Annotated in this window: 16 protein-coding genes; 6 read left to right on the top strand and 10 right to left on the bottom strand. The window is 44.0% G+C overall.

From position 1 onward, the window contains the following. Positions 1 to 136 precede the first annotated feature (136 nt). Complete coding sequence (locus ACU52_RS10145) at positions 137 to 3,802, bottom strand: hypothetical protein (RefSeq protein WP_147630837.1); 3,666 nt, start codon at positions 3,800 to 3,802, stop codon at positions 137 to 139. 135 nt (positions 3,803 to 3,937) lie between these two features. Then, a complete protein-coding gene (locus ACU52_RS10140) occupies positions 3,938 to 5,560 on the bottom strand; it encodes a transcriptional regulator (protein ID WP_125105481.1) in 1,623 nt (540 codons plus the stop codon). 477 nt (positions 5,561 to 6,037) lie between these two features. On the opposite strand from ACU52_RS10140, the gene ACU52_RS10135 reads away from it, so the two are divergent. Beyond that, a complete protein-coding gene (locus ACU52_RS10135) occupies positions 6,038 to 7,030 on the top strand; it encodes a malate dehydrogenase (RefSeq protein ID WP_021853564.1) in 993 nt (330 codons plus the stop codon). 203 nt (positions 7,031 to 7,233) lie between these two features. Here ACU52_RS10135 and ACU52_RS10130 read toward each other — a convergent pair whose 3' ends face one another. After that, on the bottom strand, positions 7,234 to 10,134 hold the full coding sequence (locus ACU52_RS10130; protein WP_053398697.1) for a M16 family metallopeptidase: 2,901 nt from the start codon (positions 10,132 to 10,134) through the stop codon (positions 7,234 to 7,236). A 449-nt stretch (positions 10,135 to 10,583) separates the two neighbouring features. Here ACU52_RS10130 and ACU52_RS10125 point away from each other — a divergent pair, with 449 nt between their 5' ends. Continuing rightward, complete coding sequence (locus ACU52_RS10125; RefSeq protein WP_082335244.1) at positions 10,584 to 12,395, top strand: chitobiase/beta-hexosaminidase C-terminal domain-containing protein; 1,812 nt, start codon at positions 10,584 to 10,586, stop codon at positions 12,393 to 12,395. Positions 12,396 to 12,435: 40 nt separating this feature from the next. Next, positions 12,436 to 12,609: a hypothetical protein gene (locus ACU52_RS15130; protein WP_156316891.1), complete on the top strand. Its 174-nt coding sequence runs from the start codon at positions 12,436 to 12,438 to the stop codon at positions 12,607 to 12,609. Positions 12,610 to 13,288: 679 nt separating this feature from the next. Here ACU52_RS15130 and ACU52_RS10120 read toward each other — a convergent pair. Then, entirely contained in the window at positions 13,289 to 14,320 is a 1,032-nt protein-coding gene (locus ACU52_RS10120) for a DUF4421 family protein (RefSeq protein ID WP_053398695.1), read from the bottom strand. Between the two features lie 202 nt (positions 14,321 to 14,522). Between ACU52_RS10120 and ACU52_RS10115 the strand changes: the two genes are divergently transcribed. After that, positions 14,523 to 17,321, top strand: a complete 2,799-nt coding sequence (locus ACU52_RS10115; RefSeq protein ID WP_053398694.1) for a TonB-dependent receptor — start codon at positions 14,523 to 14,525, stop codon at positions 17,319 to 17,321. A gap of 109 nt (positions 17,322 to 17,430) precedes the next feature. Further along, on the top strand, positions 17,431 to 18,948 hold the full coding sequence (locus tag ACU52_RS10110; protein WP_147630836.1) for a hypothetical protein: 1,518 nt from the start codon (positions 17,431 to 17,433) through the stop codon (positions 18,946 to 18,948). A gap of 173 nt (positions 18,949 to 19,121) precedes the next feature. On the opposite strand, the gene ACU52_RS10105 is transcribed toward ACU52_RS10110, so the two are convergent. Further along, positions 19,122 to 19,631 carry a gamma carbonic anhydrase family protein gene (locus ACU52_RS10105; RefSeq protein WP_053398693.1) on the bottom strand — a complete coding sequence of 170 codons (510 nt, stop codon included), beginning with the start codon at positions 19,629 to 19,631 and terminating at the stop codon, positions 19,122 to 19,124. A 142-nt stretch (positions 19,632 to 19,773) separates the two neighbouring features. Here ACU52_RS10105 and ACU52_RS10100 point away from each other — a divergent pair, with 142 nt between their 5' ends. Next, the gene (locus tag ACU52_RS10100; RefSeq protein ID WP_053398707.1) at positions 19,774 to 20,145 is read left to right on the top strand and encodes a thioesterase family protein; all 372 of its coding nucleotides are present in this window, start codon (positions 19,774 to 19,776) and stop codon (positions 20,143 to 20,145) included. Positions 20,146 to 20,299: 154 nt separating this feature from the next. Here the strand turns inward: ACU52_RS10100 and ACU52_RS10095 are convergent, their stop codons facing one another. The 5 genes from ACU52_RS10095 to ACU52_RS14805 all read right to left on the bottom strand — a co-directional run bounded on the left by ACU52_RS10095 (position 20,300) and on the right by ACU52_RS14805 (position 25,650). Then, positions 20,300 to 21,493: a GIY-YIG nuclease family protein gene (locus ACU52_RS10095; protein WP_053398692.1), complete on the bottom strand. Its 1,194-nt coding sequence runs from the start codon at positions 21,491 to 21,493 to the stop codon at positions 20,300 to 20,302. Further along, positions 21,490 to 23,469, bottom strand: coding sequence for a DEAD/DEAH box helicase (locus ACU52_RS10090; RefSeq protein ID WP_204374660.1), 1,980 nt, complete (start codon positions 23,467 to 23,469; stop codon positions 21,490 to 21,492). The genes ACU52_RS10095 and ACU52_RS10090 overlap by 4 nt, the downstream gene beginning before the upstream one ends. After that, positions 23,456 to 23,704, bottom strand: a complete 249-nt coding sequence (locus ACU52_RS10085) for a hypothetical protein (RefSeq protein ID WP_053398691.1) — start codon at positions 23,702 to 23,704, stop codon at positions 23,456 to 23,458. Before ACU52_RS10085 ends, ACU52_RS10090 begins: the two co-directional genes overlap by 14 nt. A gap of 85 nt (positions 23,705 to 23,789) precedes the next feature. After that, positions 23,790 to 24,728 carry a hypothetical protein gene (locus tag ACU52_RS10080; protein ID WP_053398690.1) on the bottom strand — a complete coding sequence of 313 codons (939 nt, stop codon included), beginning with the start codon at positions 24,726 to 24,728 and terminating at the stop codon, positions 23,790 to 23,792. A 67-nt stretch (positions 24,729 to 24,795) separates the two neighbouring features. After that, positions 24,796 to 25,650 (bottom strand): type IIL restriction-modification enzyme MmeI, encoded by an 855-nt coding sequence (locus tag ACU52_RS14805; protein WP_316936654.1) that lies wholly within the window; start codon positions 25,648 to 25,650, stop codon positions 24,796 to 24,798. Between the last annotated feature and the right edge of the window lie 53 nt (positions 25,651 to 25,703).

Here is a 25,703-nt window from a genome sequence, read left to right as displayed (position 1 = left end):
TTAGCAGATACCTTAGAAGCCGTTTGCATCTACACTTAGCATTTTTAGGATTAAGACAAAAAGAATCAGCGGACAAGGGATAACCCCTGCCCGCTGACATCACAGAAAAATTTACTACATTAAGAACCTAAAAAACTTATTTAAGCATAACTTTCTTAACTATGCGCTGGCTGCCGCATCTTACGTCTATCATGTAAACGCCGCCTGCCAGACCATCTACTACAACGGTTCCGCCCTCAACGTCGAATGAACGCACCATCATGCCGGCTGTGTTGTATACGAGCACCTTAGCCTCGCCGTCAACAGTGATCACGATGTTTCCGTTTTCAACCTTAATGCCTTCGCCTGAAGTTATTCCGCCGATACCTGTTGTCTCAGGCTTAACGCCTATAGTCTTCAGCGTCAGTTCAGGATAAGCCGCATTGGTCATAGAGCAGTAAACATTCTCGTCGAAGTTCTTCATGAATGTTGTAACGCCGTTGTCAATAGTATAGTCAGTGCCCTCAACGAGAGTTGCGCCTGATTCTGTTGTCCATGTGTAAACTGTAGGATTCTCAGCCACCATATACTCGCTGCTCAGGTCAACCTTACCACCGTCAACAGTAATCTCAACGTCCTTCTGAGGAGTATACTTATAGTTCATCGGGTTATGGATGTCGAATACAGGCAGAGTGCTGAACTTAAAGTTGTTGTCGTAAGCGTATACCATACTGAACTTACCCGTCTGACCAGACATATCGAGAGAAGAAAGGTTATTACCATTGCAATAAAGCTCGCGTAATATCGGGCAATTAGTAACATCAAGAGTCTTCAGTTTATTATCAGAAACACTCAGCTGATACAATGCAGGAAGCTCAGGGAGAACTAAAGTTTCAAAATTATTGCCACCAAGTTGCAGTGTTGCCAACTTTGTATTGTTGCTAAGGTCTATTGCCGAAAGCTTGTTATTACTTAATGACACGTTTGTAAGATTGGTAAGCTTAGACAAGTCTATCTGCTCCAGGTTGCAGTCAGCCAATGTCAAGAACTCAAGGAGAGTATTATTATTCAAATCAATCTCTGTTAAACCTGCGTTGGATAATGTCAGCGTAGTCAAATCTTTCAGCTTAGATATATCAACTTTTTCCAAAGCAACATTAGACATACTCAGGACAGTAATATCACTATAAGACTCATCATAGCCATAAATTGTTATGTTCTTGTTGGCGCCAAGTTGTGATGTCAATGTTGTATTTCCACTACCCAACATACATTCAGCCAATTTACCGTCACCGAAATCTACATAAATAGTCTTAGGAGTCTTGGCAGCCAATATCATCCTTACTTCAGAACCCACTTCACCGGCACCAACAAAGCCAGCCAACACTTCTTGCGGCTTGCTTGAAGTTTCAACAAGAGTTGTTGTAAGAGTCAGATCAGGATAAGCCTCGTTTGTCAGCTCTGCATATACTTTCTCTTCCTGTACTTTTAAGAATGTAGTAATACCATTTTCAATGCTGTAGTCTACACCTTCTTCCATTACATTTCCGCTTTCAGTCTTCCATGTAAACTTGGTATTCTTACCCTTAAACGTTGTCTCCTTAGACAAATCTACCATGAATGATTTTTCTGCAATAGTTACAGGATTCTGATTACCATAAGCAAACTCCTGAGCCGTAGTCAGAGGAAGTGTGCTGTATGTAAAGTAGTTTCCTTCAATGTTCAATTTTTCAAGTTTAATATTATACTGCAAATCTACAGTTTTAAACTTATTATATGACATATTAAGGTCAACGATGTTTCTTAAATTAATAAACATATACTCCGAAATCTCATTATGAGAGAAATCCAGAAACTCTACAGAAGATGCTCTGCTTAAGAAAGACAGGTTCTTAAGTTTATTACCAGAACAGCTGATATCAGCCAGTACCGGAGCTGAAGACTCAAAGACTATACTCTCAAGTTGGTTGTTATCACAACTAAGCATCTTAGTGTTCGTAAGCGCTCTTAAGCTCAAAGTTGTAAGTTTATTGTTGTCAAGCTGAACAGAATTAAATTTCAAATTACCAGACAGGTCTATTTCAGAAAGCTCATTATTATTAAGATTAAGATTTCTTATAGCCTTGGATTTAAATATATTCGCACTGGTAAGTTTCATTCCTGAAGCATCAAAGTCTTTAAGCTGAACACCAGAAGCCGTATAAACCTTTATGTTTGCACCCTTAACTTCGCCGCTAACCTTCTGCAGTGCATCAGACAGAGTAAACTCTTTAAGTTCACCGTCGCCAAAGTCAACTTCCACCTTTTCATCTTTACCGAATGTAGACAAGTTCATTGCAAATGTCTCACCAACAGTCATACCAGTAGTCATATCAACCGCAAGTGTTGACTTACCAACATCCTCAGGATTCAAAACGAGGAAACGGATTGTTTTTAATTCAAGGCCTGGATATTTATCATTCCTAAAAGTACAATAAACACTATCACTTTGAGCTTTCAAAAATGTAATTACGCCCTTATCATATGTATAATCTGTACCTTCAGTAAGTCTTGTGCTTGAGCCATAAGGACTATTGCTATCTGTAAGGTAAACAGTAACTGTTGTTTCATGTTCAGAATCATATACATCCTTTGAAAGATCTAAAGTTTCTTCTATAGAAAGTTCTTTATTAACAGCCATTTCTTTTTGAGGATAATACGAATAATTATTTAATGCATCATAAGCCAAAGGCAATGTATTAAAAGTAAAATTATTATTCCTAATCATCAACTCAATAACCTCTTGATTATTAGAAAGATCAAGATTTTTCAGATTATTGCCATTAATAAACAGAGACTGTAATTTTGGATTCTTAGAAAGATCCAACTCAGTAAAATCATTATCAGAAGCAAATAATCTAATCAATTCAGGATTATTGCTCAAATCAAGTGTTTTATGACGATATTCATATGGGCTTCTTTGATCAAGATACAACTCTCTCAATTTCGTATTTTTACTCAAATCGATTGAAGTTATTTTTGTAAGACCGATATTAAGTATTAACAATTCCGTATTTTTACTCAAATCAAGTGTTGACAGCCCTGTTTGATCTACAGAAAGACGTAACAAATCAAGATTATTCGAGACATCAAGACTTGTCATATTAGTAGAGCCATAGGCAAGAATCTCACGTATTTTCTTGTTATGAGAGAAATCAATATTCCCCATTTCAAAATTTGTCTGAGCATAAAGATACAAAAGTTCCTCGTTCTTTGTTATGTCCAAACTCTTAAGACGGTTATCTTGACAATCAACATAAAGAAGTGCAGGATTTTGTGTTAAATCCAACTCCGACAAGACATTGTGTCCACAATCAATATAATAAAGTTTGCTGTTCTTTGTCAAATCCAATACAGACAAGCCATTTCCATAGCAACTAAGCATTTCTAGGTTTTCGCAGTTTGACACGTTTAATCCCGTCAAAGAAACCATTGGGCAATAGAGAAATGTTATGAGCGTCTTGCTTCCATAAACCTTAACGCTGCCATCACTTACTTCCCCATCTATCAATATGGTATCCTTTTTTCCTATTTCATAATCTTTTACATTACCACCACCGAAGTCAACCTTGATAGAACCACTCTCAGCATCAGACGTACCAACATTGAATGAGATTGTCGTTCCTGCAGTTTTCAGATCCAATACGCACTCGTCCTCTCCGTCAGGAGCCTGAACGTTCATGGCATTACTATAATGTGGAACAGTCCACAACGCCACCAACAACATCAAAAGGGTAGACAACAACCTGTTATCAGTTCCCCTGCTTGTAAACAAATTCTTCATAAGCATTAAAAAATTTAATTCGCTCCAAAGATAGGCACATTCTGATTAAACTTCAAGCTTATTAGGGGGATAAAAAGGGGACCCTAGTAGTGTTTTTATGGGGATATATCTCTTTTTTGCCCTAAAAACAGGAGGTTACACATTAAAAGAAAAAAGATATTGATACATAGAATGTGTATCTTCAAGTCCCATTTTTCTTGCAATTTTCTGTTTTTTCTTTTTGCAATACTCCGATGTTATGTTCAAAAGGGAGGATATTTCCTTATTATTCAGGCCGATATACACCAAAGAAATAAATCTTATCTCATTTGCGGTAAGATTAGGATGCTTTTCTTTAAGCCGAAGGACAAATTCTTTGTTAGATTCTTCAAAATAAGTTGTAAAATAGCTCCATTCTTTATTTTCAGAAAGATGCGACTTGAGTTCACGGATATTTAAATCGAGCTGTGAGTTCTTTTCGATGTTCACATCCTTCGACAAAGAGTCTATAATATTCAGCACGGCCTCGTTTCTGTTTGCCATGAACAGAGCCTTAGACATCAGTTCGCGGTTCTTCTTCTCAAGCTGAAGCTGAAAATCTTTCTGGTCAAGCATGCTCTGTGCCTCCTGCTCTTCAAGTTTCTTCGCCAGCAGTTCCTGATTTTTCTTCTCCTGTTCGAGCTGAAGCTCCACAATCTTCTGACGCTGCTTCACCTTAACCATGTGGTTAGACAAGGCCCATATCAGCACGACAACCAGCACCACGATAAAGACAATCAGAATCTGCGTGCGGGTTTCCCGGGCATGATATTCACTTATCTCTTTCTCCTTCCTAAGCAGTTCAAACTGAATACTGCTGTTTTCGAAAGCCACCCTGTCGATACGCACCTGCATGGAGTCTTTGGCTACGATGAACGAGTCTTTGTATGCAAACGCAAGATTATATTGTTTCATGCAAAGATATGCCTCACTGAGAATTTCATAGAAAGGCTGCTTTCTGACAAGGTCAGTCTCGTTAGCGATGCCTTCATTAGCCATTGCCACTGCACTGTCATAGTCTCTCATCTCGATATAGGCCTTACACATATTTATTCTTATGTCCTGCCTTATATCCGGATACAGGTTCATCTTTATGACACGTTTTGCAAAAGATATGAGAGCTTTATACTGATGCGTCTCAAACAAATAGTCAGTCTTCAGGGCTTGCAGGGACATCCATTCCTCTGTATTGGGCTTAACCAGCTGCTCGGTTATATTCATATATACCCTACACTCCTCAAGATTGCCCATATCTATCGCCGAAATGGCCACGTTGAGCGCAGATCCCCGCAGAAAGGTTGTATCCTTTATCTCTTTTGCATAATTATAGTTGCGCTTGAAATATTCGTTTGCCTGCAAATACTTGTTGCTTTTCAGGTAAAGATATGCCATGTTGTTCAGGGTTGACATCTCCTCGCGCTTGCTGAGTTTCTCCACCGAAATCTTATATGCCTTCGACAGATAGTCTAAAGCGTCGTCATAATTGAGCATCTCGGCAAGATTGAACGCCCAGTTGATATGACAATGGAACACCATCTCGTAATCGTTCTTGCGTTCAGCCATCTCACGCAGCTTTGTCAGCACCTCAAAAGACTCTTTATAATTACGCTTGTCCGACAGTCTCTTGGCTGTTTCCAGCAGAGAGTCCTCATAGTGAGTCCTGCCTTCAAACTCCCGATACAAGGCATGCATGCAGACAACATGAAGCAACAACACCAGCAAAAAGCAAAATCTTTTCATAATATTACTGACAAGAAAAGCAAAACATACAATATGAATACAACACACGCCATACTGACATCTGTGCAGCTGCAAGCCATGACATCCGGAACCACCATATATATTAAAATAGGATGAGCCGAAACTCCCGTCACGATTTATGGTCTGCAAGCCGGCACAGCCGGACATCTCCTGACGATTAAGGACGCCTGGAGACACAGTATGTACCCTATATAAGGGCAGGCTTGCCCATTTTAGACGAAATCACATAATATTTTATATGATTTTGCAAAATAGACATTACAAAGATATGTCTTTTTAAATTTAATAACAAACTAAAATACTAATAAATATTTTATATCCATTCTTTTTACTAAATTTGCAAAAGTAAAGCCGCATATCGGACTATTAAAAAAGAGGTATGACACACCATGCCTGCGATTACGGTAAAAAACAAGGACAATTGAATGTCTTAACAATAATAAAACACAAGTTATTATGAAATTCTTAACTAACGAAAAACTTACAATCGTCGGCGCAGCCGGAATGATTGGTTCAAACATGGTTCAAACAGCCCTCACAATGGGTCTGACTAACGACATCTGCCTTTATGACGTTTTCTCACCGGAAGGCGTTGCTGAGGAAATGCGCCAGAGCGGTTTCGGCGATGTGAAGATAACAGCTACAACTGATGTAAAAGAAGCTTTCACAAACGCTAAGTATATCATCTCTTCTGGTGGTGCTCCACGTAAGGCCGGCATGACACGCGAGGACCTGCTGAAAGGCAACTGCGAGATTGCTGAAGGACTTGGCAAGAACATCAAGGAATATTGCCCTGACGTTAAGCACGTTGTTATCATCTTCAACCCGGCTGACCTTACAGGTCTTGTAACTCTGCTGTACTCTGGCCTGAAACCTTCACAGGTTACAACTCTTGCAGCTCTTGACTCTACACGTCTGCAGAGCGCACTGGCAAAGAAGTTCAACGTTATGCAGAGCGAGATCGAAGGTTGCGCTACATACGGCGGTCACGGAGAGCAGATGGCAGTATTCGGCTCACACGTAACTATCGACGGCAAACCTCTGACAGAAATCATCGGCACACCTGAGTTCACAAACGAGGAGTGGGAGCAGATGAAGGTTGACGTTACTAAGGGTGGTGCCAAGATTATCGAGCTCCGCGGACGTTCTTCATTCCAGAGCCCGGCTTATCTCTCTGTTGAGATGATTCGTGCCGTGATGGGTGGCGAGCCTTTCCGTTTCCCTGTTGGAACTTATGTTTCTAACGAGAAATACAACCACATCATGATGGCTATGAAGACTACTCTCGACACAACCGGTGCTCACTATGAGATGCCGCAGGGAACTGCTGAGGAGAACGCTAAACTCGACGCTAGCTACGAGCACCTCTGCAAGATGCGCGACGAGCTGGTTACTCTGAACATCGTTCCTGAAATCTCTGAGTGGAACAAGATTAACCCGAACCTGTAATTAATTTATACAAAAAAGTCCCGGCCAAAAGCCGGGATTTTTTTGTATAATTGAGAATGGAGAATTGAGAATGGATAATTATGATTACACTTTATAATTAGGAATGAGTTTAAATCATCAGTTCCAATTATGAATTGTGAATTATGAATTAAAATCAGCGTTCCCAATTATGAATTATGAATTGTGAATTATGAATTAAAAAATTACATTCTGTATATTTCCTCCAACTTCAATTCTGTTATCTTTCCGTATTTTGAAAGTTTCTGCATGTCGAGTTTCGACTTGTCGCCTACAATAATCAGGATGTAGGGACGACCTTTCACATTTTTATTATAATAGTCGTAGACATCCTCGTCTGTAACGGTCTTCAACGACTCCGCCAGGGCGGCGTCAGGATCGGCCTTATAGCCTTGCGCACGATACAGGGCTATGGTCTGACCTATGCTGCGGAACGAGGGATAACCGTTGTTTATGCCGTTGAGCATCGAGCGGCGGGCGTCGCTCATGTTTTTGTCACGCACGGGCATGCAGGCAAACAGACTGTCGAGCGTTGCCACTGCCTCCATCGTCTTGTCGGCTTGAGTGCCCATCATTGTAGTGAAGCCTACGGGAGCGTCAGCATGAAGCACGGGCGACGGCAACTCGGTCGTGCCGTAAGCGTAATAGGCAAACGAGCGCAGCTCGCGCAAATCCTGAAACATCACAGACGACATGTCACCTCCGAAATAGCGGCTCCACAACTGCAGACAAGTGCGCCCGCCCTGGTATGACAGTGGGGCAAGCGGCGTGTATGTGGCCACTACGGTCTGGCGCGCCTTTGGGTTGTCTAATATATACACTGCCGGGGCGTCATACTGCATCAGCGGCTTGTATGTGTCGGCATATGACTCACAAGCTTTGTCAACAGGCAACAGACGGCTGACCTCCTGCCCCACAGATGCCGCGTCGCGGCTGCCGCAATAAACGACAGACAACTGCACGTTCTGCAGACTGTCAAACAGGCTGACAAGTTCTTCGGGCTTCATCTTTTTGACATCACCGACAGACACACGGTTGAGATAAGCCGACTTGTCGCTGTAGACTATCTTCGACAGTGCAGCCTTTGCAATGCTCGAATTGTCTTTCACAAACGCCATGTCGTTAAGACGCCACGCACGTTTCAGTTCAGACATCTGCTTCTTGTCAGGCTTAACCGACGAGAGGAAATGGGCCAACAGCCTCAACGAAGGCTCAAGGTTGCGCTCAAAGCCCTGCATGGATATGGTGAACGAATTGTTGCCGGCACTGAAACCGAGCGTAGAACCGACGTTCTGCAGGGCACGGCGCAGCTGCTGACTTGTAAGCGAGTCGGTGCCGAGCGCGTCGATATACGATTCGAGCACCCCAAGACGCGGGTCGGCCACCTTTCCCTTGTGATAGATAAGTTGCAGGGTGAACACGTCGTTGACGTTATTCTTTACGGCATAAAGTTCTGCCATGCGGCCGAGACTTATGCGAGAGGCGTCACGGTCGAAGTCGATTATGCGCGGCTCAACATCCTTGTGCCCCATTGAGTCGAGCATGGCGGCATAAGCCGATTGCGCCGTTATGTTCTTTGCAGGCATGGGCTTATATCCCGGCTGCGACACCTTGTCGGAAGGATAGCTGCCGTATTTCTTCACGAAGTCCATGTATTCATTGTTGAAATATTTGCGCGCCACGCGCATCACGTCGTCACGGCTCACATTCTCAACAGCCTGCTCACGTGCAAGATACTCCGCCCATGATTCTTCGCCGTTGCCGTAAGCCTCAACCATCATCCATCCACGTTTGTCGGCATCTTCCAGCTTGCGCTTCAGCTCTCGTCCGGCTTCCATCTTCAGCGCCTGCAGGTCGCTGTCGCCGAAGTCGCCATTCTTCACTTTGTCCACCTGCTCCATGCACCTGCGCATAAGTTTCTTGCGCGAGCCGAACGGCAGACTCGGCACTCCCGCCACAAACGTTATGCCGGCATCCTTCAGCGCGGCAGTCATGGCCGTGGCCATAAGCGCGCCGCCGTTGTTGCTTATAGAGTCGAACTTGCCCGAACCAAAGTTGTTTGTCAGCAGTCTTACGGCTATGTCGAGCGCAGCCTCGTCGGCATGCCCGTGCGGCGGTGTGCGGAATGCCATAAGCTCGCCCTTAACTATGGGATAAGGTATGCGCAGCCTTACTTCGGGCTGCGATGCGAGCGACACGGGCGTAAACTCGCTGCGCACCGGAGCCTCGCCTGCCCTTATCCGTCCGAAAGTGCGTTCAAGAAGCGGCATTATGGAGTCGGCGCACACATCGCCGGCAAGTATCAGCGCCATGTTTCCTGCCACATAATAACGGTCGTAGAAGCTTTGCATCTCGCTCAGCCGCGGATTCTTCAGGCTTTCGGTGCTGCCTATTATCGGATAGGCATAAGGCGTGCCGCCGAAGAAGTTTTCCATCACGCGTTCGTATGCGCTCATCAGCACATTGTCGGAATACATGCTTTTCTCTTCGTACACGGTTTCGAGTTCGCTCTGAAACAGGCGGAACACAGGACTGACAAGGCGTTCACTGTTGAGCGACGCCCACTGGTCTACATACTGCGGCAGGAACGTGTTGTAATATACGGTATAGTCGAGGCTCGTTGCTGCGTTAAGCCCCGAACCTCCGTAGCGCGACACAAGATTGCTGAACTCGTTGGGTATGGCATACTCGGCAGCCTTTGCCCCAAGCCGGTTTATGTCGGCCTGTATCTGCCGGCGCGTTGCCTCATCGGCGGTCTGCGCCAGCTGGTCGTATTTGGCGGATATCGAGTCGAGCCACGGCCGTTCCTTCTCATAGTCCACCGTACCAATCTTGTCTGTGCCCTTGAACATCATATGCTCAAAATAGTGTGCAATGCCCGTATTTGGGCTGTCGGCAGCTCCTGCCTTCACCACCACGGCGCCGAACACCTTAGGCAGCGAGTGGTCTTCGTTTATCCACACGGTCAGTCCGTTACTCAGCCTTATCTCCTTCACCTGCATGGCCTTGTCGTCATAGCCGGCGGCGTGTGCCGAAAGACCGGTCAGCGCCATAAAGAATGTCAGCAAAACAGTATGTTTCATCATATCCTCGTATTATATTTGGCGTGTCGCAGCTAATACAGCCCGTACAGCGCCGGTGTTTAATGTTTCCACAAAAATAATAAAATATGCATTTATGCCATCCTGCTGCACGCCAAAACACAAAGTCTTTAACGTCATTTTAGCTTTATTACCTACAAAAGTATAAAGCCACGACATGCCGCAAAACTCATATAACGAATAAGATTAAGGCGCAAAAACAAATCGACAAACAAGCACGTAACATATACAGTTTTACGTTTTCATTATAAATTAGTTTCAAAGCAATAATTTATTCACATTTTTTATATTTATTGGAATTATATCCATATATTTGCACCTTGGATATATTACAATTCTGAATTATCTCTTGAGGCACACAAAATCTCACCTGCATAAGATATAATACAAGATATTAACTATTAAAAAATCGACTAATTTATAACACTAATTTTATGAAAAAACTTTTACACACACAAAGAAGAGGATTGGCGCTCTGGCTGCTGACCCTTATGTGCTTGGCCTCGGTAAATGTATGGGGACAAGAGACGAAAACTGTAACATTTGATTTCTCCACAGAAGAGGGTATTATCGACATGGGTTTTACACCACCTGAAAGTGGAAAGGGGGTAAACATTACAACCCCATTTACATATCAAGAAATTACATTTAGCTGTACTAAAGGTTCCGAATATACAAGAATATGGAATAGCAAAGGAAAATATACATTAAGATGCTATACGAATGGAGGTTCTATTTCTTTCGAAGCACCAACAGACGGATATATAACTAATATTGACTTTGAAGGTTCAAAAATATACTTTAACGAAACGAATGGAAATTTATGGACAGGGAAAGAAAAGAAAGTTACATTCAACACTAAAAGTTCTTGCGAAATACAAAAAATAGCCATTACATATATTAAAGAATCTTCAACCACTCAATGTTCAGCCCCGACATTCAATCCAGCATCAGGCACATCGTTCGCAAACACATTGACCGTTACAGCCTCAACAGCCACTGAAGGCGGAAAGATTGTTTATACTACAGACCCGGAGGCTACACTCGACGCCAACTCAACTGAATTTCCGAGCGAAGGACTTACTATAGATGCTACAACAACAATACGCGCCATAACAGTTGATCCTAACGGAGTATTGGAAAATAGCAGTGAGGTATCAGCCACATATACAAAACTTAATCTTACAAAATCTGTATATAAAAAGATAACATCAATTGACGAAATAAGCATAGGGGCTACGTATGTTATAATAAATGAAAGCAATAATACTGCTCTTGGATTTATTGATGAAGATGGACATGGTAACATTACTAATACATATTTGCAGGATGGTTTTGCAAGATTTGATACGGAAAACAACAATGAAAATCCATATGAAATAGTTTTATCAGAAGGAACAGACGGCAACTATATCTTAGAAACTATCCAAGGTCAGATTGGATACGAAAGCAGCACCTCATTCGCAATTAATAAAAATACAAATTGGAATATATCATTTACAAGAGACGGAAATGCCTCAATTACCAACATTAATGGTAATCGTGAAATTCGTTATAATAGTAATACAAATGATTTTAGATTATATACATCTGACTCTGGAACTTTAAAAGTACAACTTTATAAAAAAGTTGCATTTAATATCACCGACGCCGGCTTCGCCACATACTACACCGACAAGGCGTTTGTAATGCCGGAAAATGTGCAGGGCGGAATTGTAACTAAAGCCAACAATGAGACAAGCCAGCTCACCGTAAGCTACAACTATCAGCCGGGCACTGTTGTTCCTGCTAAGACTCCTATCGTGCTTAAAGGCGAGAAAGGCGACTACACTGTGAACTACACTACATCTGAAGAAACGGCTCCTGCAGGCAACATGCTCTATGGCGCAGACAACGTTGACGCAGACGGAATGACATTTGTTGAGGGAACCAACGTTAAATACTACAAGCTTGCACTTGGCAACGACGGCAAATGCGGATTCTACTGGGGCGCAGCCGACGGCGCAGCATTCGAATACACAGCCAACCGCGCATTCCTTGCCATCGACATAACAGACGCATCGCAGGCTCCTGAAGGCTTCTCGCTCGACGGCGACGGCGGCACAACTGGCATAGACGGCGTTATGAACGGCAACGACAACAGCCAGAAGATTTACACCGTAACCGGCGTCTACGCAGGCAAGAGCCTCGACAAGCTGCCCAAAGGCATATACATCGTAGGCGGTAAGAAAGTAGCAGTGAAATAAACAACAACATTAAATAAGACAGATAAAGGAGAAACATATTATGGAAAAGTATATAAAACCGGAATGTAAAATAGTAGAAGTAAAGTTTGAAGGCAACCTGATGCAGGCCTCTAATATTCCCCCGACATCAGATACAGATCTCGGATGGAACGACGAAGTCAGCGACAACCCTATGCTCGCGCCTGAGCACAAGAGCATCTGGGGTGAAGATTAACCCCCAATGCGGCATCGGCCGCATACGGCTTAATACATGTTTTTTATGATTCAGTTTGACGGAGGGGCATGCGGCATGACGCATGTCCCTCCGGTGTTTTTATCCCAAATCGGGCATAAAGATTTGGTCTGTATTTTTGCTTAGCGGATTTTAGTCAGATTTTTCGCAGGCATAACGGGCTATGTCAAGAAAAATCTGACGAAAACCTTGCCTGGCAATATGCGGTCTTTTGCCTTGCGAAAGGTATGCTTTCAGACTGCAGAATGTGGTCTTTTACGACACAAAAGGATAGCTTTTGCCTGCATGGGCTGAGTCTACCTCAGTCAGGAGCAGGCGGAGAGCTGGTCAACCTAAATCAGTAAATATAACAAATCTGTACGAAAAAATATTTTTCCTAAAAACTCATCACTCGTCACATAATGGTTTAATCATCTGACAATCAACGCATTGCAGTGTGACGAGTTGCCGTTTCAACTCATCACGCATCAGGTTTGCGACGCTTATGTGACGAGTTGGATTTTCAACTCGTCACACTACAAGAGACTGACTATCAACGTCTTACACACGAATGTGACGAGTGACGAGTTTCTGTTCAAAAAAATATACGAGATTCATCGGCCGACGCGTTCCAAAAGCCGAAAGCGTCTGTGTAGAGTTATTCACATCCTGCCGGCACGCCTCAGATCTTTATGCCTATAAAGATGCGTGCGCGCCACTTGGTGATGTTCAGCAGCAGCTCGTCGCGGTCGCCAAGCTGCGAGGTGTTTACGACAGAGGTAAACCCGGCGAAATAGCGGCCGAAATGCCTGATCACGGCAATGCGCCCCACGGCTATTATGTTCGGAAACCTGTAGGGCATCCTGGTGCGGCTGCCGCCTGTTGTCAGCCGGCTTCGGCTGTAGACCACAAGTTCGGGCAGCGCCGACAGATGTATGAGCCAGCCGTGACGCAGCACAAGGTTGTAGCCGTAGCCTGCACCTAAGCCGACGCAGAGTATGCTTAGCCTCGACTCTGGGTTGCCTATAACGTCGTCGTGGCGCGCCTTGAGCACTCCGCCCATGAACGAGGCGCCGAGCATGAGGCTTCCGCAGCTGCGCTTCTGCATCCACGACTGGCTGAACACGGCAGGATAAGAGAAGCGGCGGCCGTTGAAGGCATAATAGGCGTTGAGCGTCAGCATGTTCTGGCTTATCAGTCCGGCCGGTATGCTGATGTCGCCGCGCTGAGTGTGGACATTGCCCTCGAAAGTCTTTGCCGAATGGAATATCACGTCGGCGCCCAACTTGTTGCCGTAGGCGTTCATGTTCAGCTCATAGTCTTTCTTCTCGCCCGCAAGATGTGCCGGGTTCATGGCCACGCTGAGCGACAGTCCGCGGTAAGCGGCGCTGAGACTTACGGTGTATTTGTTCTGCGCCTTCATCTCCGTATTGAAGTTGCCGTCGGCGTTGACGCCCCGCGTGCGTACGTCAGAGCCCGAGGCGTTGAGCGTGAGCCTGAAGCGCAGCCGCTGCGGCGTGCGCTCAATATAGTTTGTGTCTACACGGCTCCGCGCCCGGCTGTCGCGCATGTCGAGTATCTTGTCTATCTCGCGCTTAGCCCGGTAAGCCTCGGCCTTAAGTCTGTCTTTAGCCGCTATCGTGTCGTCTGCGGCAACCGAGGTGCTGTCGTATGGCGCGGCCGTCAGTGCGACCGCCAGCAGTAGTGTTATCATATATATTATAAGAACGGCGGCAGGGCGTTTTTATTTCATTCCTGCGTCAATGATTTATGCCCGCGTAGAAGCTGTCACACAATGAAAATAAACGTTACGCCATTGCAACACGTTTGTCAGTCTTTCATAACATGGCGTTAACCTTATTGCAACATGCCGCATATAACTTTGCAGCCGTAAACGATAGAAAGCATTTCAAAGTATGATTAAAAGGTTAAGATTAGCCGTGGCGCTGATATTCATCCTGACAGCATTCAGAGCATACGCGGCAGACATTAAGGGAAAAGTTACAGACAGTACGACAGGCGAGGCGCTCATCGGAGCAACCGTGCAGATTGAAGGAACGGCCAAAGCGGCTGCAACAGACATCGACGGACTGTTCACGTTCAGCGGACTCGACGAAAACGCAAATTATACTTTAACCATAAAATACATCTCTTACAAGACTAAAAAAATTGACGGGGTTCGGGCTGAAGCTCAGCCACAGGTGTTAGAGATAAAGCTCACACCCGACGAACAGACGCTGAAGGAGGTTACGGTTACCGGCGTGGCTAGGAAGAATACGGAGATCGCGGTAATACAGATGACCAAGAGCAGTCCCGTCATAGTGAGCAACGTATCGGCACAGGAAATAACAAAGACACAGGACACTAACGCAGGAGAGGTGATACGCCGAGTGCCGGGCGTGAGCCTCATCGACGACAAGTTTGTCATGGTGCGCGGACTCTCGCAGCGCTACAACAACGTTTGGATCAACGGCGGAGCCGTGCCTAGCTCGGAAGCCGACTCAAGGGCTTTCTCGTTCGACCTTATTCCAAGTTCACAGATAGACAACATGCAGATTGTGAAGACGCCGTCGCCCGAATATCCGGCTGACTACACCGGCGGATTCATCACCATAACGACAAAGGACATTCCGGCGGAAAACACAGCCGAGCTGTCTGTCGGCGGCAATTGGAACGACATTTCTTCATTCTCCGACTTCAAGTATGCCAAGGGCTCGGGCACCGACTTCCTCGGTTTCGACAGCGGCATGCGCGGACTCAACGGCGGCATAAAAGCCACGATGAACAGCATTGCCGGCAACGGTGTCGACCTGCTGAACAACGGTCTTAACAACGACTGGCGCGTAAGGACGATGAGTCCGCTGGGCGACCTGAAGCTGTCGGGCTCGCTGGGACGCCGCTGGAAACTGGGCGACCGCCAGCTCGGAATGATTGCTGCCTTCAACTACAGCAACGAATACCGCAAGTATGAAGACATGCAGAACAACCTCTACGGCGTGTATGATGCCGACAAAGACCAGTCGAACTATCTGCGCTACTCTGTAGACGACCAGTATAACCACAACGTGCGACTGGGAGCCATGCTCAACTTCACCCTACTTTCTGCCGACGGCAACAGCAAGTATCAGCTGAAGAACATCTTCAACCAGATTGGCAACGACCGCTACACATGGCGCGAGGGACTGAGCGCACAGTCGGACAACGAGAACTCGGCTGAATATTACTACCGCAGCCGCACCACATACAACGGACAGATAACCGGAAAGCACACCTTTGCGCTGGATGAGCTCGACTGGAGCGCAAGCTACTCTTATGCCAACCGCAACGTGCCCGACCGCCGCCGCTATCTCATAAACGACGCTCTGGAGCCGGGAGTGATGCAGCTGACAAGCCCCAACGACATATCGCGCGAATGGACAAAGCTCGACGAGCACATCGTTTCGGCAGCAGTGAACGACAAGCACGAATTCAAGTTCGGATCGTTCACACCGTCGCTCAAGTTTGGAGCCTACGGCGAATACCGCACACGTAAGTACACCACACGCGACTTTATCTACAACTGGAACGCTGCCAGCAACACTCTGCCCGACGGATTCCGCCAGAACGACCTGTCGGAGATGCTCAGCGACGAGAGCTACTTCGGTGCCGACCGCCTGTATCTGCTCGAGGAACAGCACATGCGCAACAACTATAAGGGCAACAACTATCTCGGAGCAGGATATTTCGCAGCCAACATTCCGCTCGGCAAGCTGAACATCTACGCCGGACTGCGCTACGAATATGACCACATGGAGCTGATAACAAACACACGCGACAACGCCGAGAGCCCCTTCAGCCACAACTATGAGTACAGCGACCTGTTCCCCTCGGTGAACACCACCTACAAGATTAACGACAAGCACCAGCTGCGTCTGTCATACGGCAAGACGGTCAACCGTCCTGAATTCCGCGAGGTGTCGCCCTCAGTGTTCTACGACTTCGACCTGGCATCAGACGTGCAGGGTAACACCGACCTGAAGCCATGCTACATACAGAACGTCGACTTCCGCTACGAGTTCTATCCCTCTAAGGGCGAGCTTATCTCAATAGCGGCATTCTACAAATACTTCGACTCACCTATCGAGTGGACCTACACCGTTACGGGCGGAACAAGTCTTGTGTATTCTTACATGAACGCTAAGCGCGCCAACAACTACGGTATAGAGCTCGACATACGCAAGGATCTCTCGTTCATAGGCCTGCCCGGCTTCAGCTGGTCGTTCAACGGAGCGCTGATTAAGAGCCGCGTGAAGTTTGAAGAAGGCTCAAAGGAGGAGAACCGCCCCATGCAGGGTCAGTCGCCTTACCTCGTAAACACCGGAATATTCTACAAGAACGACAAGATGCAGCTTGACATAGCACTGCTATACAACCGCATAGGCAAACGAATAATCGGAGTAGGACGCAGCGAAGGAACAACAAGCGGCAACGAGACTCTGAGAGTGCCCGACAGCTACGAGATGCCCCGCGACGTGATAGACCTCTCGGCATCGAAGAAATTCGGCAAGCACTGGGAAGTGAAGCTAAGCATACGCGACCTGCTGGCACAGAAAGTCTACTACAAGCAGTTTGCCGACGTTCACTACTCAAACGGAACAAGCCGCGAGGTAGAGCAGATAACAAGAGTATACAAGCCCGGCCGCAACATAGGAGTGAGCGCCGTGTATAAGTTCTGATAAAGGGATAAGGCGGAACATCTGCCCCATCACTCCCATCAGTCATATTACTCCCATAAAAGAAAAATAAAAAATTATTCACTATAAGATGTTTAACAAAAAGATGAAAATGGACAAGTTTAAACTTTACGGATGCTTAGGCATCATGGCAATGGCGCTCACAATGAGCTCTTGCAGCGACGACGACAATTCTGGCACTTCACAGAGCGGTGTCAACTGGACCACCAACGGCGGTATCAAGGCCTGCGACCACCTGCTGTTCACGGCAGACGGCGACGCCAACGTAAACGACAACGGTACACAGATCGGAAACGGTGACCAGGAGTTTGTTTTCACAGGAAAGCAGACTATCAAGAAAGGCACATATATCCTGAAAGGATGGGTTTACATAGCCGACGGAGCCGAGCTTACAATAGAGCCGGGAACCGTAATCAAGGGCGACAAGCAGACAAAGGCTTCGCTCATAGCTGAGCGCGGCGGTAAGCTCATCGCACAGGGAACAGCAACAGAACCTATCGTGTTTACATCAGAAGAGGCTAAAGGCAACCGCCGTCCGGGCGACTGGGGTGGCATCATCATCTGCGGTAAAGCTAAGAACAACAAGAGCGAAATGCAGATTGAAGGTGGTCCGCGCACCAAGCACGGAGGTAACGACGACGCCGACAACTCAGGCGTGCTGAGCTACGTGCGCATCGAGTTTGCAGGCTATCCTTTCCAGACCGACCAGGAGATCAACGGTCTTACACTCGGTTCTGTAGGAAGCGGCACAAAGATCGACCACGTACAGGTGTCATATACCAACGACGACTCTTATGAGTGGTTCGGCGGAACAGTAAACTGCAAATATCTTGTAGCATACAAAGGCTGGGACGACGACTTCGACACAGACAACGGATTCAGCGGAAAAGTTCAGTTCGGTCTGTCAGTACGCGACTCTAAGATTGCCGACGTATCACAGAGCAACAGCTTCGAGAGCGACAACAACGCCGACGGTTCTAACAGCGAGCCTCACACATCTGCCGTATTCTCTAACATGACACTCGTAGGCCCGATGGCTACAGACGCTTCGTTCGTAAACGACGCTTCTTACATCAACGGCGGCAACTACTATCCCAACAACGGCTCAAGCCTCGGCAAGTTCCAGGCTGCAATGCACATACGCCGCGACACTCACCTCAACTGCTTCAACTCTGTTGCAATAGGCTGGCCTATCGGTATCATCATCGACAACGAGAAGGGCGACACACAGGGCGCAGCAACAGCAGGCAACCTGAAGCTCGAGAACATCTGGCTGGCTAATGTCAACGCCGTTGGTACTGACTTCAACAAGATTTATGTAGACGGCCTCTACAACTACGAGACAAAACAGGTTGACGAATCTCAGCCTTCATTCTCAAGCACATTCTTCAAGGCTCAGAGCGGCAACAAGTTCTATGAGGCTGCTACAGGCTGGTTCGACACAACAGGATATATCCCGACATCAGGCAGCCCGCTGCTCAGCGCTGCAGCATTCACAAACTCTCTGCTGAGCGGTTTCGACCAGGTTTCTTACATCGGAGCTTTCGCTGCAGGCGACACATGGCTCGACGGATGGACAAACTTTGATCCTCAGAACACAGACTATTAATTCCTAGATTTAAAGACCCCTATAAGACAACGACGCCCCGCAGGAATGATTCCTGCGGGGCGTCACTTTTTTTGTGCGTTACAGCAATTATGACCTTACCGGCATGCCGCGCTGACTCTATGCCGAAAGAGCATCGTCCGGCACACGGCTGTCTGCCGTCAGCCACAACTTAATTATTCTTCCTCAAGATACCACTTAGAGTATTCAACATAATGCTTGGCAAAGCTCTCTGCCTGGTCGGGACGTGTCTTCTTGATAAACTTGGCAGGCACTCCGCCCCATATCTCGTGCTGACCAATCTTTGTGCCCTGCAGCACCAGTGCGCCGGCAGCTACTATTGCGCCCTCGCCCACTTCGGCATTGTCGAGCACCGTTGCGCCCATGCCTATCAGCGCTCCGCGGCGTATCGTGCAGGCATGCACGGTGGCGTTGTGGCCTATGCTCACGTCGTCTTCAATAATAACCGGACCGGTGGTGTTGGTAACATGCACGCAGGCACCGTCCTGCACGTTTACACGGTTGCCTATGGTTACGGGAGCCACATCGCCGCGCACAACGGCGTTGAACCATATTGAGCATTCGTCGCCCATGTTAACCTCGCCAACAACAGTGGCGTTTTCGCTGAAATAGCAGTCCTTGCCCCATTTGGGTGTCAGACCTTTTATTGATTTTATTAATGCCATAATGTTATTATCTTTTTTATGTTCACGATGCAAAGTTAGTTTATTTTATATTGCAAAACAAAAAATCGGCACTTAATAGCTTGCACGTAAAGTAAAGATTATGTATTTTTGAACATTGAAAATAAAATCATCTATAAATATTATGCTGGAAACAGGACTTACACACACAAGCAGCCTGACGGTGACCGAAGCTCTCACCGCCAAGGCCATGGGTTCGGGCGACATGCCCGTGTTGGCTACGCCGGCCATGATGGCGCTGATGGAGAACGCCGCAATGTTGGCCGTTGCCCCCGAACTGCCAGAAGGAAGCACCACCGTAGGCGGACACATAGAGTCATCACACCTGAAGCCTACGCCATTAGGAGCTGAGGTCAAGGCAGAAGCCACGCTGACAAAGGTAGACGGCCGTAAACTGTATTTCACAGTCAAAGCCATGCAGGGCGACGCCGTGATAGGCGAAGGCACTCACCTGCGCTTCATCGTTGACCGCGAGAAGTTTATGAGTAAGCTGTAAGAAGCTACAGCCGAAAGGCATAAATAACAAAACAACAAGACTAAAACTTTTTTGTTGACAATAATAAGAATGTCGTGCGCACCGCATATTGCGTAACGGCAATGGATTATGGTCAACAAGAAAGTTTTAGTCTTTATTATTATATCACTTTTCTTTATTCTTTTAAAACAACTATTTGCTGCACAGTTTCATCGTATGCAATAGGGACTCCACTAATAATATATTTAACCGCTTGTTCAATAACATTGAACGGAACGACAAACCATTCTTTAGGCTTTTTCCCATCAACAACGACCTGCAACTGAACATTATCAAAGAGTTTATGTATAAGTGCTTCAAAGACTGAACTTTTTACATTATAAACTCTCCATATCTCAACAACTTCAACGTCTGCACAAAGATATGTCGGCTCATTCTTTGCATTGGCTATGCGTGCATCTACTGTCGTCGTAGTAAAACCAATCTTATAAAGATTCTTTATTGAGGCTATTTCAGGATCTTTTGACAAAGAACGCAGCACATAGATTATACCACTTTCCACATCATTTGAATTTATTGAAAATTTCTTTTCCAGATAATCTTCTTCAACATCCGAAACGTTTTGTATTGTATAGCCTGTACTATAAAGATTTTTACATAAGGTCTGCATGTAAATTCCCGATTCCATTCCATTTTCATATACACATCGGGTACGGCTATCTTTCCTTCCGTGTCTATTCTTTTCTATTTGATCAAGCCCTGCAATATAAACCAATATTCCATCTTCCAAGAAGTATCTCCCTTGTGCAATATGAGCTTCCTTGAATTTAATCAATCTATATTTACCTGATTTCAGACCAGCATGAACTTCTTTAAATCCAGCCTCAAACTTATCAAAATCTTCACATTTCACCCTTTGAGCAACATAGTCAGCTTCCTTACGCTCTTCAAGACGCTTTTTCATATAATCCGGAAGTTCGAACAAAGAATTATCATCAGAACTTATGCCATCAAATATTGGGTCATTAAAAATTTCGTCAAGAAGTTCCGTTTCACTTTTACAGTTCTTTTCCGAATCAGAAATTTCATCTTCGTTCCGTTCGCTTAATATATTGGCGGTATCGTAAGGCTTACATTTCTCTACCTTCTTAGGGTCTTTAAGAATACCTTTAAGCTGATTATATAGTGTTCTTTCCTCACGATTATCACAATTCTGTGGTAATCGGTTGTTTGTTTCAACAAACTCTAATATTTTCTGAAATCCGGCAATAAGCCGGTCGCTTGAAGTCACTTTCTTTCTTGGAGCCGTAACATCAGCAAAAAGTGGATCTTCAAATATTTGTTCAAGTTCTTCGTCCCAGTTTATCATCTTTTATTTGCAAGTGACTGCTGTTTAAGTTTACGTATGTATTCAATGGCCAAAGCTATTCTTCTGCCGTTAGCGTCTGCTTCATTTATTGTCGGCACTTTTCCGTCATGTTCTTCACGCCATTTAGGCAAATACTTTTTAAACAGAATTACAGCTTCTTCTTTTGTCATATCTTCACGGGTTGATTCAATCTCATATTGTATCGTGCGAAGAACCTCAGGAGTCAATGACCTTGACAGAATTTCGTATGCACGCTGGAACGGATTTATCGAATCAATAAGATTTATAGACAAATCATCCAGATTAACAAAACGGTTAGCAAGTCTTATAAACTTATTTCCACTGTCATCAGTCTTTATATCCTCTCCCTGTGTCGCAATCGTCAAAACTGCATATTTAGACAGGTCCTCAGCTTCCTCTTGATTCAGAAACTTATATTTCTCGGATATTAATTTAGGGAAATACACCTGTGTTATCATTTCATTCTTTTCAGTACCGATTATTGCGTCACGGATTTTCTTATCTGAAAGTGCTGATGCAATCAAAGTGTCAAGGTCGTTGTCCAATATTGCTTGTGCCCTTTCTGAAAGAACGGGCAGACCTTTTACTTCAATCGTGTGTTTGTTGTTTTTACCGCCTATTTTGTTATCCTCTTTATCTTCATCCTCGTCGTCACGTTTCGTCTTGAATGTCCAGCGTGGAGCCATCACCTGTTCCATAAGCAATGAAGCAGAAATAGCTTTAAGAAAATCGTTTACTGCCATAGAAACATCATCCTGTGCAGCGTCCGGGCAAGGTATCAGATTAATAAACTGTGCATGCGTCTTTCCTTCACAGTCGCGGGTGCAACGTCCAATAATCTGAACTATTTCAGTTAAAGAAGACCGTATGCCGATAGTTATACAACACTCGCACCATGCCCAGTCGAAACCTTCTTTGGCTGTTCCAAGAGCAATAAGTATGTCAAGAGCGTCACGTGAATTCATACGTTGCAGATAAGCCTGCAATGCATCCCTACGCGACTGTTCATCTTCCACAAGGTCGCCGACTTTAAGAATGCGTCCGTCTGAAGTTCGCACATGGTAAATATGGTGTTCATAATCTTCTTCTACTATTTCACCAATACATTTTATTATGTCTGCAACTTCATCATACTTCAACGCATACGAAGTCTTTGAATTTACGTTAGGTATATGTATCAGTGTCTTCTTTGTCGTATCGAGCGTTTCAGGAATTGCCGTAATATATTTACCTGTAAAGAACTGATAACCAATGCCGAGGCTCTTCAGATACTTGTATCCGCTCAACTGTTGGTAATAATTATAGTTGATAGAGGGTTGGAATTTCTCTTCATCTTCAGGACGCATTACAGGTATGGCGTCGCCACGGAAGTAGCTTCCTGTCATTGCCAATACATGTGCAGACGTTTCATTAAGCAGTCTGCGTATAAGTTCTCCGAGATTATTGTTCGCATCTGCAGAAGTATGATGAAATTCGTCTATACCGAAGAATACGTCATTAAGCTGCTCGTTAGGCACGTCTTTCATTGCGTTACGCAATGTGCTGTGTGTGCAAACAAGAATCTTTGCCGATGTTGCCGGCAACAAAAACTCATGCACCTTCTTACGCTTTGAAGTTTCCGAACCAAGCGAATCGCACAAATTATAATAAGGTGCTACCTTCCAATCTTCAAAAAATCCAAAATCTTTCAGTTTTGTGTCTTTAAACGAACGTCCGATAGACTTTTCAGGTACCGACACTATCACTTTCCTTATTCCCTGATTAGCCAACTTGTCGAGTGCTACAAACATCATGGCGCGGCTCTTGCCTGATGCCGGCGGAGCTTTCACCAACAGATATTGACGCTGACGTTGTTCATAAACCATTGCCTGCATCTCGCGCATTCCCATTTCGTTGGTTGCGCTCGATTCTCCAGTTTGGGCATATTGGATGTTTACAAGATTATTTATTGCCATTTTCGTTTTCTTTATTTTTTAGTTCGTCAATAAATTCTTGATACAAAGCAACAGCACCATAATGCCATAATTTTGTTGTTTCATCTGCTAATTTTTTGTAAGTATCTGAAAGATAAAATCTTTTCAAAGCCTCTATGATAGGAATATTATATTCATGCGAATAAATTTGCACCATCCTACTAACTTTACCCGGTAACAACAGATACAAATTTTTATCGTTTATTTCTAAATCCATAAAATTATCATCATCTTTGTATCTTGATAATAAATACTATTGTGCTCTCGTAAAAACAATATATTCAATTTTCATATTGATATTTCTATAAATCTTTCCATGATTTTGGCATAAGCTCATTTAAAGTATAATAAAATAAATGTGATACCTCTTGCATATCATCAGAAAAATTATTTACTTCCTTTTTCCACGTTCTAAAGAATTCATTTAATAAGTCTTTATCAAGAGAATCATATAAAGATGGGGACATAGCATTAAATTCTGCCCGATAAAGTATATCTACAAAAGCAGAACTTACAATATGTGGATATGGTGATTTGAACTTAGGCAAGATACCATCCATCCATTGATTATTAAACTTTTGTAAATAGCCAAAAAGTATAATTGTTTTGCCATAATAAGGAAATATATTTACAATATTTAATTCTTGACAATCAGAATTAAAACATAGACCATTACCATAATCAATGTAGATTGGGGCAGAAACACAAAGGTCAAATTGAAAAGGTAACTCAATATATTTAAAACTTATACTTGAAAAATCTTCCTTAAGAATATCTTTTTCCAACAAAGATTTATAGTAAAATAAATTTTCTCTTGTATATTGTAATGTTATTAATTGTTTTTCTAAACTAAAAAGATTGATTGATTGCCGTTTTGCATAATTATCTTTAGAAATTGTATCAATAACATTTATAACAACATTATTAGCATAAATTTCCCGACAAATTGTTCGATAACTTAATAAATATTGAGACTTTTTCTGTGACCAATCGACAAATCCATTGTGCGGTTCAATAGATTTAAATAAATCATTATCATGTTTTTGACAAAAACCTTTAAATATAAAAGCGTTTCTAATAGGTTCTAATTTATAACAAAAGACATCATGCTTATTACTAAGGAATATTAATGGCCTTTGATTAAATTGGTATATATTAAGGTCTTTACTTATTGGTTTTAAGATATGTGATCGAGAAAATACATGCGAACCAATTGATTCATTTGAACAATCATGGAACATGCATAAACTGCTTTTCTTTTTTCTTCCGAAAAAATGTCATCAATATAAATAAGTGTATCTTTATTCTTCATTTCTTCGTCATTTTAACATACAAATTAAACAAACATTCAAGGCGTTCTTCGTCCGAGGTGAAAGGTTCAAGGCGGTAGCAACGCTCAACGGCGAGGTCAAGCCGACGGTGTACATCTTTTAAATCGTCAGGCATTGTTTCTGGGTTATACATTTCGCCAAGTGTCATGTCAAAATGTTCGTCACGAATATCCAAAACCTCTTGTGCCAATTCTTCCAACTCCGATTTCTGCGATTCGCTGATAGCAGGAAAAGGGAAAGTATTATAACAAAGCTGTGCAGAATAACGGTAATCAGTCTTTAATCTTCCCCCCACAGTCTTAACCCATACCATATGCATCTTACTGGTAAGAACAGCAAAAAGAAAAATATCCTTAGTACCAATTACCATACATAGATTAGTTGCCAACTTAGAACTATCTAAATACCCCATAGGAATGTATTCACGTCGTTCAGAAGAGACACTTGGAATTATAATAAAAGGAATACCTAATGGTTGCGTTATCTGAGCAAAAAGATGCGGAGTTTCTGCTAAATGTGGGCGTGAAGATCTCAATCTGATTTTACGTACATTATCTATACGTTCTTTTATTAAAGGCATTTGTTCAAAATCATCTATTTTTTTGCCATACAACCACAAACACCAGCGTTCTCTCCCATTAATAAATTCATCAGACCCATATATTTGTCGAAAATAAGCGGAACTTTGAGGTTCTTTCTGAATGAAATCATTTTTTTCATTCGATGAAAACAATAAAAATCCCCCATCTGCAGGCATGTTTCCAAAATTCATACCAGGTACTTTACATAGAGGTTTTGAAACACTTTCAACAAAAACTGTTGGTGCATCAATTAATAAAGGAGAAATATTTTTTACATATTTTAAATGTCCATTATTATAAATTA

This window comes from Xylanibacter rarus (assembly GCF_001275135.1).
Classification (GTDB): domain Bacteria; phylum Bacteroidota; class Bacteroidia; order Bacteroidales; family Bacteroidaceae; genus Prevotella; species Prevotella rara.
Note: the sequence above shows the minus strand (reverse complement) of the source record. Positions and strands in the feature narration are given on the sequence as shown.